10 protein-coding genes are annotated in these 11,204 nt (G+C 74.6%); 7 read left to right on the top strand and 3 right to left on the bottom strand.

From position 1 onward, the window contains the following. Window positions 1-319: 319 nt before the first annotated feature. A complete protein-coding gene (locus NCC78_RS20110) occupies window positions 320-1,249 on the bottom strand; it encodes a helix-turn-helix domain-containing protein (protein WP_250796252.1) in 930 nt (309 codons plus the stop codon). Window positions 1,250-1,280: 31 nt separating this feature from the next. On the opposite strand from NCC78_RS20110, the gene NCC78_RS20105 reads away from it, so the two are divergent. The 6 genes from NCC78_RS20105 (at window position 1,281) to NCC78_RS20080 (ending at window position 7,434) form a co-directional block, all read left to right on the top strand. After that, window positions 1,281-1,856, top strand: a complete 576-nt coding sequence (locus tag NCC78_RS20105) for a TIGR03086 family metal-binding protein (RefSeq protein WP_250796251.1) — start codon at window positions 1,281-1,283, stop codon at window positions 1,854-1,856. A 134-nt stretch (window positions 1,857-1,990) separates the two neighbouring features. Then, window positions 1,991-2,527, top strand: a complete 537-nt coding sequence (locus NCC78_RS20100) for a PadR family transcriptional regulator (RefSeq protein ID WP_250796250.1) — start codon at window positions 1,991-1,993, stop codon at window positions 2,525-2,527. After that, a complete protein-coding gene (locus tag NCC78_RS20095) occupies window positions 2,524-3,225 on the top strand; it encodes an ABC transporter ATP-binding protein (protein WP_250796249.1) in 702 nt (233 codons plus the stop codon). The genes NCC78_RS20100 and NCC78_RS20095 overlap by 4 nt, the downstream gene beginning before the upstream one ends. Next, window positions 3,222-4,748, top strand: a complete 1,527-nt coding sequence (locus NCC78_RS20090; protein ID WP_250796248.1) for an FtsX-like permease family protein — start codon at window positions 3,222-3,224, stop codon at window positions 4,746-4,748. Before NCC78_RS20095 ends, NCC78_RS20090 begins: the two co-directional genes overlap by 4 nt. Window positions 4,749-4,863: 115 nt before the next feature. Beyond that, window positions 4,864-5,289, top strand: coding sequence for a hypothetical protein (locus NCC78_RS20085; protein WP_250796247.1), 426 nt, complete (start codon window positions 4,864-4,866; stop codon window positions 5,287-5,289). Between the two features lie 3 nt (window positions 5,290-5,292). After that, the gene (locus NCC78_RS20080) at window positions 5,293-7,434 is read left to right on the top strand and encodes a bifunctional polysaccharide deacetylase/glycosyltransferase family 2 protein (protein ID WP_250796246.1); all 2,142 of its coding nucleotides are present in this window, start codon (window positions 5,293-5,295) and stop codon (window positions 7,432-7,434) included. On the opposite strand, the gene NCC78_RS20075 is transcribed toward NCC78_RS20080, so the two are convergent. After that, window positions 7,431-7,613: a hypothetical protein gene (locus NCC78_RS20075; protein ID WP_250796245.1), complete on the bottom strand. Its 183-nt coding sequence runs from the start codon at window positions 7,611-7,613 to the stop codon at window positions 7,431-7,433. The two genes, NCC78_RS20080 and NCC78_RS20075, sit on opposite strands and share 4 nt — an antisense overlap. A 223-nt stretch (window positions 7,614-7,836) precedes the next feature. Between NCC78_RS20075 and NCC78_RS20070 the strand changes: the two genes are divergently transcribed. Continuing rightward, the gene (locus NCC78_RS20070) at window positions 7,837-8,778 is read left to right on the top strand and encodes a threonine ammonia-lyase (RefSeq protein WP_250796244.1); all 942 of its coding nucleotides are present in this window, start codon (window positions 7,837-7,839) and stop codon (window positions 8,776-8,778) included. A 94-nt stretch (window positions 8,779-8,872) separates the two neighbouring features. Here NCC78_RS20070 and NCC78_RS20065 read toward each other — a convergent pair whose 3' ends face one another. Beyond that, window positions 8,873-11,005, bottom strand: a complete 2,133-nt coding sequence (locus NCC78_RS20065; RefSeq protein ID WP_250796243.1) for a S9 family peptidase — start codon at window positions 11,003-11,005, stop codon at window positions 8,873-8,875. Window positions 11,006-11,204: the final 199 nt, after the last annotated feature.

Here is an 11,204-nt window from a genome sequence, read left to right as displayed (position 1 = left end):
CCCTCCCTCCTCTTCTCCCGCCAGTTGTTGTGGCAGCGGCGGTGTTGGTAACTGTCGGTCACGACGGGCAATGTGACGAGGCGTAGCGGCGCGCGCCATCGGGGCAGCCTCGCTATGGCCCCTTTGCTCTGCTGCCATCAACGCACCACCGCGGTGAGCTGCGGATGCTTCATGGCCCCGATGGTGGTGGCCTTCGGGTCCAATCACCGATCGCTACTGGTGCATGGAGGTAAGCAGAGCAAAGGGAGTGGGACCGGGTGCCCCGGAGGGGGCGGACGGTGACGCAGTGCAGTGGCCGAGAAGCGCAGTCCCACCCGGGTCAGACGAGCGAGCGGGCGTAGGCGGCGGGGGAGACGCCGGCGACGGCGCTGAACTCGCGCACCAGGTGGGCCTGGTCGCTGTAGCCGAGGTCGGCGGCGAGCGTCGCCCAGTCCGGCGGGTCGCCGGCGGCCTGCTCGATGGCCTCCTGGAGCCGGTAGCGGCGGATCACCCACTTGGGACCGACACCGACGTGCGTGAGGAAGAGACGTTGCAGCCGGCGTACGGAAAGCCCGTGCCGGTGGGCGAAGTCGTCCACCCGCAGCACGCTCCGGTCGTTCCGGATCGCCTCGACCAGCCCGATCACCTCGTCGGTGACCGGGTCCGGCTCCGGGGCCCAGCTGGTGAGCAGGCGGTCCAGCGCCCGGCAGCGTTCGGCATCCGTACCGTCGCAGCAGCCGGCGGCCCACGGCCCGGCGCCGCCCGATGCCGCAGCGACTTCGCCGGTCGATGCCGGGGCGACTCGGCCGGTCGATGTCGGAGCGACTTTGCCGGCCGAGGCCGCAGCGACTTCGTCGGCGGTCGGCGTGGGGGGTGGGGGCCAGCGGTCGGCGGGCGCGGCGAGGGGCCACCGCCGGCCGGTCAGCTCGGCCACCGACCGTCGCCAGAACGGTCGAAAGCCGCCCGGGCGGAACTGCACCCCGCTGACCCGGCCGGTGCCGGCCAGCGTGACGGAGAAGAGTTCCAGCCCGATCCCGGCCACCTCTGCGGTCTCCGGGCCGTCGCCGTCGCGCCGGAACACCACGTTGACCGCCGGGTGCGGGACGACCCGCTGGGCGAACGGCTCGGTCAGGTCCCAGTCGATCAGCCAGTAGTGCTCCACATAGGGGCGGAGCGCCTCGGTGGGCAGGTGCCGCCGGAAGCGGACCCGACGCAGCAGCTCGGCCGGGTCCAGGATGCCCCGGCTGTCCCCGCGCGGCCGCTGTCGCATTTCTTCAAGACCACCTTCATACGCTGGCCCTATGGCCACACAGACTAGCGAGCTGCTGGCGGCGGCCGCGCTGCGAACCGTCGCGGTGGTGCGCGCGATCGCCGACGACCAGCTCGATCTGCCCACGCCCTGCCGGGACTACGCGGTACGGGACCTGCTCAACCACCTCTTCCAGGTGGTCGTCAACTTCCAGGCGCTCGCGGCGAAACGAGCCGTCGAGTGGACGGACAAGCCCGACCACCTCGCCGACGGCTGGCGGGACCGGTTCGAAACCGAGACGCGGTGGCTGGTCGACGCCTGGTCCGACCCGTCCAGCCTCCAGGGCGTCTCGGCGGGGATGGGCCTGCCGCAGGAGACGGTCGGCGGCATGGCCCTGCTGGACCTGACGGTGCACGGCTGGGACCTGGCGACCGCCACCGGCCAGCCGTACCAGCCGGCGCCCGGGGTGACGGCCGCGTTGCACGGGCTGGTCGAGCGGTTGGGCCCGCAGGCCCGGAAGATGGGCGTCTTCGCCGATCCCGTACCGGCCTCGCCCGAGCTGTCGGAGCTCGAACGCCTCATCGCCCTGACCGGCCGCGACCCCGCCCGCGCCGTGAACCCCGGCTGACCCGTCGGCCCGCACGGCGAACGCCGGGTGACCCGTCGGCCCGCGCGGCGAACGCCGGGTGACCCGGCCCGCGCGGCGCGTTCTGGCCGCGCAGGCGTTGACAAAAACTATTCACCCGGTGAATAGTTTCCGGCGTGTCCACTCCGCACGTCCTGCTCGGTCTGCTCGCCGGCGGGACCAAACACGGCTACGAGCTGAAGCGCGCCCACGACGAGCGCCTGCCCCGAGCCCGGCCGCTGGCCTTCGGGCAGGTCTACGCCACCCTCGGCCGGCTGCAACGCGACGGCCTGGTCACGGCCGCCGGGCAGGAACGCGAGGGCGGCCCCGACCGCACGGCGTACGCGCTGACCGGTGCGGGGCACGCCGCGCTCGACCGGTGGCTCGCCGAGGTGGAGCCGCCGATGCCGTACGTCGCCAGCACCCTCTTCGCCAAGGTGCTGGTGGCGCTCATGGTCGCCGACGTCGACCGGGCGCGGTCCTACCTGATCGCCCAACGTCATGCACACACCGACCGGCTGCGGGAGCTGACCGGGATCAAGACCTCCGCCACGGCCAGCCTCGACGACGTCGTCGCGGTCGACTTCGCCATCGCCCACCTCGACGCCGACCTCCGGTGGTTGCACACCACCCTGGAACGGGTCGCCGACTGGCACCGGGAGGTGCACTCGTGACGCAACTTCAAGCTCGTGGAGTGGTCAAGGCGTACGGGCCGACGCCCGCGCTGCGCGGCATCACCCTCGACGTCGCCGAGGGCGAGATCGTCGCCGTCAGCGGGCCGAGCGGCTGCGGCAAGTCCACCCTGCTGCACTGCCTCGCCGGGATCCTGCGCCCGGACGCCGGCGAGGTGCTCTGGCGCGGCCACCGGATCGACACCTGGTCCGAGGCGGCCCGGTCGCGGCTCCGGCGCACCGAGTTCGGCGTGCTGTTCCAGTTCGGTCAGCTCGTGGCCGAGCTGACGGCGGCGGAGAACGTCGCGCTTCCGCTGCTTCTCGCCGGCACGGGGCGGCGAGAGGCGCGGACCGCGGCGCTCACCTGGCTGGAGCGGTTCGGGGTGGCGGAGGTCGCCGACGTCCGGCCGGGCCAGATGTCCGGCGGCCAGCAGCAGCGCTGCGCCACCGCCCGGGCGCTGGTCACCGAGCCCCGGGTGCTCTTCGCCGACGAGCCGACCGGCGCGCTCGACACGCTCGCCGGCGAGCAGGTCCTCACCCAGCTGGTCCGGCTCGCCCGCGAGCAGGAGACGGCGGTCGTGCTGGTCACCCACGAGCCGCGGATCGCCGCGTACGCCGACCGGGAGGTCGTGCTCCGCGACGGCATGGTCGACCACACCGGCCTGGGGCTCGACGCGCCGCTGGCCGGTGGGCGCCGGTGAGGCCCGGCACGCTGGCCCGCCTCACCCTGGCCGGCACCCGTACCGACACCGCCCGGGTGGCGCTGACGGCGCTGAGCGCCGCCCTGGCCACCCTCGCCGGCCTCGCCGCGCTCACCGTGCTGGCCATCCCCGAGGTGCCCGGCGACGAGTGGGCGCAGGCCGAGCAGTACAGCAACAGCCTGCTCCGTGGGCCGGGGCTGCGCGGTGGCACGGCGTTCGCGCTGCTGCTGCTCACCGTTCCGGTGCTGGCGCTGGCCGGCCAGTGCGCCCGGCTGGGCGCCCCGGCCCGGGACCGCCGGCTGGCCGCGTTCCGGCTGGCCGGGGCCACCCCCGGCCAGGTCACCGGGATCGCCGTGCTGGAGACCGGGGTGGCCGCCCTGCTCGGTGCCCTCGTCGGCCTGGCGGTGCACCTGGGCGGTCGGGAGCTGCTCGACCGGCCGGACGCGAACGGGCGGCTCGCGCTCCCCACCGACGTGCTGCCGTCGACCGGCGCGCTGGCGGCGGTGGTGCTCGGCCTGCCGGTGCTCGCGGCGGCGGCCACCGCGCTGCTGCTGCGCCGGGTGACCACCACGCCGTTCGGCGTGGTCCGCCGCGTCCGGCGGGAACAGGCGCCCCGGCCCTGGCCCGGCCTGCTGATCGGGGCGGGTCTGGCCGCGGGCCTGCTCGCCCTGCCGATGCTGCGGGCCGGCGACGGGCCGGACCTGGCACCGCCGGGGTGGCTGCTGGTCCTGCTCGTGGTGGGCGGCGTGCTCGCGGCGACGCTCGGTGTGGTGCTGGGCGCCGGCTGGATCTCGTTCACCAGCGGTCGGTTGTTGCACCGGTTCGGCCGCGGGCCGGCCGCGCTGCTGGCGGCGCGGCGGTTGATGGCCGATCCCTGGGCCGGCAGCCGCACCTTCGGTGCCCTGCTGGCGGCGGTGCTCTTCGGCGCGGGCGCGGCGGCGCAGCGGTCCGCGCTGGCCCTCAGCGACCGGGTGCAGCGGGAGGAGCACCGCCTGTTCGGGGTCACCGACGGAGCCAACCCGTTCTACCTGCGCACCATGGACCTGGTCGACCTGGCCGTCGCGGTGGCCGTGGCGATCGCCGCCGGGGGCGTGCTGGTCGCGGTGGTCGAGGGCATCGTCGCCCGCCGCCGGGCGTACGCGGCCCTGCTGGCGACCGGGGTGCCGCGCGGCACGCTCAACGGCTCGATCGCCTGGCAGGCGCTGGTTCCCGCCGTCCCGGCGATCCTGGTGGCGCTGACCGTCGGGCTCCTGCTCGGCCGGGGCTACGCCGGGCGGGTGCAGACCGGCAGCATCAGCGGCACCGTCTGCGACGCCGGGCCCGAACTCTGCGCCGACCCGGCCACCCGTGGGCGGTACCTCCGTACGGTCGAACCGGTCCAGCGCCAGCTCACCCCGGACGTACCGCTGGAGCAGTTGGCGCTGATCGGGGCCGGCGCCCTCGCCGCGGTCCTGGTGACGGTCGGCGTGGGGCTGCTCTTCCTGCGCGTCAGCACGGCGGTGGAGGAGCTGCGCACGACCTGAGCCCCCGGATGTAACGCCACCGCCCACGACGGCGCTGATCGAGCCGGAGGGCCGGCCGACGGGCCGGGCCGGGGTCGTACGACCCCGGTGTGCACGGCAACCGGGAGCTCACCTGATGCACAACCAGCCGGGCGGACTGCCGCCGGTGTTCGTCGACCGGACCGGCCGGCGGCGCCGGTTCACCGTCATCGCCGGCACCGCGATGGGCCTCGGCCTGCTCACCAGCCTCGGCCTGATCGCCGCCGGCCTCTTCATGGACTCGACGGTCCCGCTGCCCGGCTGGTCGGACACCCGGCCGGCGGCGCCGCTGGAAGCCGGCGTGGACGGTCGCGACGAGCTGGGCGGCGCGTCCCCGGTCGGTCCGCGTCCGTCCCCGCTGACCAGCACCTCGGTGCCGGTCCCGACCCGGACCGCCGGCCCCGGCAACGGTGTGACCGCCACCGGCGGTGCCGCGGCCCAGCCGGCCTCGTCGGAGGTGCCGGGCCAGGGCGACGAGCGCCGCTCCGCAAAGCCGACCAGGTCGTCCGGGAAGCCGAGGTAACCGGTGGCGCGACACGTCGCCCGTCGGGACCCGCGGGCGCACTGGGTCCTGCTCCTGCTCGGCCTGCTGCTGCTGCTCGCGGCGCTCACCCTCAACGGACTGGTGACGGGGCTCGCCGGCGGCTCCGGCTCCCCGCAGGGGGTGACGGCCGACGGCGCCGCCGTGGCGGTGCCGAAGAAGGTCAGCTCGGGTGGGCCGGTGCTCCGGCTCGACCGGGACGAGCCGGTCAGCCGCACCATGCCGGACCGGACCGTCGCGTTGACGTTCGACGACGGGCCGGATCCGCGGTGGACCCCGCAGGTGCTCGACGTGCTGCGCCGGCACGGCGCCCGGGCCACCTTCTTCGTGGTGGGCGCCCGGGTCAACGAGCACCCCGAGCTGGTCCGGCGGATCCTCGCCGAGGGCCACGAGATCGGCTCGCACACCTTCACCCACGCCGAACTCGGCGTGGCGTCCGGCTGGCGGCGGGACCTCGAACTCGCGCTGACCCGCAAGGCGATCGCCGGGGCGACCGGCCGGGAGGTCACCCTGCTCCGGCCGCCGTTCTCGTCCCACCCGGCGGCGCTGACCGGCCCGGAGTACGCCGCGCTGCGCGCCGCCGCCGGCACCGGTCACGTCGCGGTGCTCGCCGACCGGGACACGAAGGACTGGCGACGGCCGGGGGTGCCCGCCATCGTCGAGGCGGCCACTCCGCAGCGGGGGCGCGGCGCGGTGGTGCTCATGCACGACGGCGGCGGCGACCGGTCCGAGACGGTGGCCGCCCTGGAGAAGCTGTTGCCCGCCCTGACCGGGCAGGGCTACCGGTTCACCACGGTCTCGGAGGGGATCGACGCGCCGAACTCGATGGTGCCGGCCGGTGCGGGCAGCCAGTGGAGCGGTCGCGCGCTGCGCTGGACCCAGACCGGCGCCGGCGGGGTGGCCGGGGCGATGGACCTGCTGCTCGGGGTCGCGCTGGTGCTCGGCGTGGCCCGGCTGGCCGTGCAGGTGGTGTGCGCGCAGATCCACGTGCGTCGGGTCCGCCGCCCGGAGCACGCGCGTCGGTGGATCACCGCCCCGGTGTCGGTGATCGTGCCGGCGTACAACGAGGCCGCGAACATCGCCGCGACGGTCCGATCGCTGGTGGCCAGCGACTATCCGGCGCTGGAGGTGATCGTGGTGGACGACGGGTCCAGCGACGACACCGCCGGGATCGTGGAGCGGCTGCGGTTGCGCGGGGTCCGGGTCATCCGGCAGGCCAACGCCGGCAAGCCGGCGGCGTTGAACACCGGCATCCGGGCCGCCCGGGCGGAGCTGCTGGTGCTGGTCGACGGGGACACGGTCTTCCAGCCGGACACGGTGCACCGGCTGGTGCAGGGCTTCGCCGACCCGACGGTGGGCGCGATCTCGGGGAACACGAAGGTCGCCAACCGCCGCCGGCTGCTCGGCCGCTGGCAGCACCTGGAGTACGTGATCGGCTTCAACCTCGACCGCCGGATGTACGACGTGCTGGAGTGCATGCCGACCATCCCCGGCGCGATCGGCGCGTTCCGCCGGGAGGTGCTGCTCGCCGTCGGCGGGGTGCCCGCCGACACCCTGGCCGAGGACACCGACCTGACCATGAAGGTGCTCCGAGCGGGCTGGCGGGTGGTCTACGAGGAGGCGGCGATCGCCTGGACCGAGGCGCCGTCCTCGCTGCGGCAGCTGTGGCGGCAGCGCTACCGCTGGTGCTACGGCACGATGCAGGCGATGTGGAAGCACCGGCACGCGCTGCGCGAGCCGGGTGCCGGCGGCAAGCTCGGCCGGCGTGGCCTGCCGTACCTGACGGTGTTCCAGATCGTGTTGCCGCTCGCCGCCCCGGCGGTGGACGTCTACGCCGTCTACGGGCTGCTCTTCCTGCCCTGGTCGACGCTGCTGCTGGCCTGGGCGGGGCTGTTGCTGCTCCAGGGGGCCACCGCCGCGTACGCGCTGCGGCTCGACGGGGAACGCTACGGCCCGCTGTGGAGCCTGCCGTTCCAGCAGTTGGTCTACCGGCAGGTGATGTACCTGGTGGTGGTGCAGTCGGTGGTCACCGCGCTGATCGGCAACCGGTTGCGCTGGCAGCGGATGGTGCGTACCGGCGAGGCGGCCGCCCTGGTCGGGGTCACCCCGGCCGGCCGTCCCAGCTAGCGGGCGTCGAGGAACCCGGCGGAAAGGGAGAGCACGACCCCGACGGCGGCCGAGCAGCAGCAGACCAGCAGCGCGGCGACCACCGCGAGGATCAGCCACACCCGCCGGTCGCGCGCCGCCGCCGCGAGACCCGACCGGCGTACGCCCTGAGCCGGCTCGTCGTCGTCGGCGGTGCTCACCGCGCTGCCCCGGTCATCCCGGCAGTCTAGGTGCCCCGGCGTCCCGCTCCGCCGCCTCCCGCACGATCCTGGAACGGCTGCCTCGTCCGGCCGGCGTGGGGGCGCCCGGGGCGGGTCGTCGGCGTCGTGGGGGCGCCGCTTCCGCGACCGAGCGCGATCTTCGCCGGGCGGCGGTGGTCGTGGGCGGCGGCGTTCGGGCGGCGGGAGCGGGCAGGATGGGGCGATGGAGCTGGTCTCGATCGAGGACATCCGGGTCGCCGCCGCCGACATCGCGGGCGTCGTGCTGCGTACCCCGCTCATGCGCGCCGAATGGGACCCTGAGCTGTGGCTCAAGCCGGAGAGCCTGCAGCCGGTGGGCTCGTTCAAGCTGCGCGGCGCGACGCACGCGGTGGCCCGGCTCGGGCCGGCGGAGCGGGCCCGGGGCGTGGTCACGCACTCGTCGGGCAACCACGGCCAGGCGCTGGCGTACGCGGCGCGGGCCGCGGGGGTGCCCTGCACGGTGGTGGTTCCCGACTCCGCGCCCGCCGTGAAGGTGGCGCGGATCCGCGCGCTCGGCCCGAAGGTGGTGCTGGTTCCCCCGCCGAGCCGGGTGCCGGAGGCGGAACGGATCGCCGCCGAGACCGGGGCGGTGCTGGTGCCGCCCTTCGACGACCGGCGGGTCATCGCCGGTCAGGGCACCATCGGCCTGGAGATCGTGGCGGACCTGCCCGACGTCGACGTGGTGCTGGTGCCGGTGGGCGGTGGCGGTCTCTCCTCCGGCGTGGCCACGGCGCTGAAGGCGCTGCGCCCGGCGACGGCGGTGATCGGGGTGGAGCCGGAGTTGGCCGCCGACGCGCGGGACTCGCTGGCCGCCGGCTCGGTGGTGGTGTGGGGCGAGGAGCTCACCTACCGCACCATGGCCGACGGGCTGCGCCTGCCGCCGTCCGAGTTGACCCTCGCCCACCTGCGGGAACGCCTGGACGGCATCGTCACGGTGACCGAGGAGGAGATCGGCGCGGCGATGGGCCGGCTGGTCCGGGACGCGCGCCTGGTCGTGGAGCCCAGCGCGGCGGTGGCCGTCGCCGCCCGCCTGTTCCACCGGGACGAGCTGCCCGACGGCCGGACGGTGGCCGTGGTGACCGGCGGCAACGTCGACCCTGCGGTGCTGGCCGGCGTCCTCACCTGAGCTGTCGCGCCCGGGCCTCGGCACCGCCGGAGCCGGTCGGGTGTCACCCCGGCCCCTCGGCTCCGGCGGTGCCAATGGTCAGCCGGGCCCGTCGCTACGTGTCGTCCCGGAACAGCTTCTTCTGCCCACCGGGGCCGCGGCCGAGGCGGTCCAGGGTCCAGGCGTTGACGAACGCCTCCTCGCGCCAGGCGTCGTAGCGACCGCTCGGCCCGCCGTGGCCGGCGCCCATCTCGGTCTTGAGCAGGTAGTCGCCCTGCGGGGCGACCGCCCGCAGCCGGGCGATCCACTTCGCCGGCTCGTGGTAGAGCACCCGGGTGTCGTTGAGGCTGGTCACGGCGAGGATGGCCGGGTAGTCCAGCGCCGCCACGTTCTCGTACGGGGTGTAGGACTTCATGTACGCGTACACCTCGGGGTCGTCGAGCGGGTTGCCCCACTCCTCCCACTCGGTGACGGTCAGCGGCAGCGACGGGTCGAGGATCGAGGTGAGCGCGTCCACGAAGGGCACCTGCGCGACGATCCCGGCGAACGCGTCCGGGGCGATGTTAGCGACCGCGCCCATCAGCAGACCGCCGGCCGAGGCCCCCCGGGCGACCAGCCGGTCGCTCGCCGTCCAGCCCGCCTTGGCCAGGTGCCGGGCGCAGGCGACGAAGTCGGTGAAGGTGTTCTTCTTGGCGAGCATCTTGCCCTGGTCGTACCAGCGGCGGCCCAGCTCGCCGCCGCCCCGGATGTGCGCCACGGCGAAGACGACGCCCCGGTCCAGCAGGGAGAGCCGGGCGACGGAGAACCACGGGTCCATGCTCGCCTCGTACGAGCCGTAGCCGTAGATCACGCAGGGGGCCGAGCCGTCGCGCGGGGTGCCCTTGCGGCAGACCAGCGAGATCGGCACCCGGGTGCCGTCGTCGGCCAGCGCCCAGTCGCGGTGCTGCTCGTAGTCGGCCGGGTCGTACGCCCGCCCGTCCGGCCCGGGCTTCACCGGCTTGCGCCGGCGCAGCACCATCTGCCGGGTGACCAGGTCGTAGTCGTAGACGGAGTCCGGGGTGACCAGCGAGGTGTAGCCCAGCCGGATCTGCCCGGTCCGGTACTCCGGGTTGCTGCCCAGGCCGACGCTGTAGAGCGGCTCCGGGAAGTCGATGTCGTACGCGTCGCCGCCGCCGATCGGCAGCACCCGCAGGCCGGTGAGGCCGTTGGTGCGCAGTGAGACGACGAGGTGGTCGCTGAAGGCGTCCACCGCCTCCAGCCGGGTGCCCGGCGACTGCTCGATCAGCGGCACCCAGTCACCGGGCGAGTCCGCCGAGGTGTAGGCCAGCGCGAAGTCCTCCGCGCCGTCGTTGTGCAGGATCAGGAAGCGGTGGCCGTGGTGCTCCACCGTGTACTCCACGCCCTGCCGGCGGGCCGCCACGGACGCCGGCACCCCCGTCGGGTTGCCGGCCGGGATCACCAGGACCTCGCTGGTGACCTTGCTGTGGACGTCGATCAGGATGAACTTCTCCGAGCGGGTCAGCTCGACGCCCACCCAGAACCGCTCGTCGTCCTCCTGGTACACCACCTGGTCGTCGGCGGCGGGCGTGCCCAGGGTGTGCCGCCACACCCGGTTGGGGCGCCACGCCTCGTCCACCGTCACGTAGAACAGCACGGAGGCGTCGGCGGACCAGGCGGTGCCGTAGAAGGTGCCCGGCACCTCGTCGGGGAGCAGCTCGCCGGTGGTGAGGTCCTTGACCCGCAGGGTGAACCGCTCGTCGCCGGAGAAGTCCGTCGAGTACGCCAGCCAGCGGCCGTCCGGGCTGACGTCGAACGCGCCGAGCGCGAAGAAGTCGTGCCCCTCGGCGAGCAGGTTGCCGTCGAGGAGCACCTCCTCGCCCTCCAGCGGGGCGCCGTCGACGCTGACCGGCGGGTCGGTCTCGCCGTCGCGGACCGCCCGGCGGCACTGCACGCCGTACTGCTGGCCCTCCACCGTCCGGGTGTAGTACCAGTGACCGCCCTTGCGGCTGGGCACCGACAGGTCGGTCTCCTGGGTGCGTTGGCGGGTCTCCTCGAACAGCTCCGCGCGCAGCCCTTCCAGGTGCGCCGTCCGCGCCGCGGTCCAGGCGTTCTCGGCGGTCAGGTGGGCGATCGTCTCCGGGTCGTCCTTGGCGGTCAGCCAGGCGTACTCGTCGACGACGGTGTCGCCGTGGTGGGTGCGCTCGCTCGGCACCCGCTTCGCCACGGGCGCGGGGGTCTCGGTGGTCACGCCGCCACGTTACCGGCCGTCCGGCGCCCGCGGCGCGGCCTCGCGCGGCGACCCGCCGCCACGTCTTTCGAACATGTGTACGATGACCGGCATGGCGGCTGCAGCGAGTTCCACCGACCGGTCCGGGGCCCTCGAGATCACCCGGCGGCTCACCGAGATCTGCGGCCCGCCGTTCGCCCGCTTCGCCGGTCCGGCCGAC

The sequence above is a fragment of the Micromonospora phytophila genome, from assembly GCF_023656545.1.
Taxonomy (GTDB): Bacteria; Actinomycetota; Actinomycetes; order Mycobacteriales; family Micromonosporaceae; genus Micromonospora; species Micromonospora phytophila.
The sequence above is the reverse complement of the archived record's forward strand: the minus strand, read 5'-3'. Positions and strand labels throughout refer to the sequence as shown.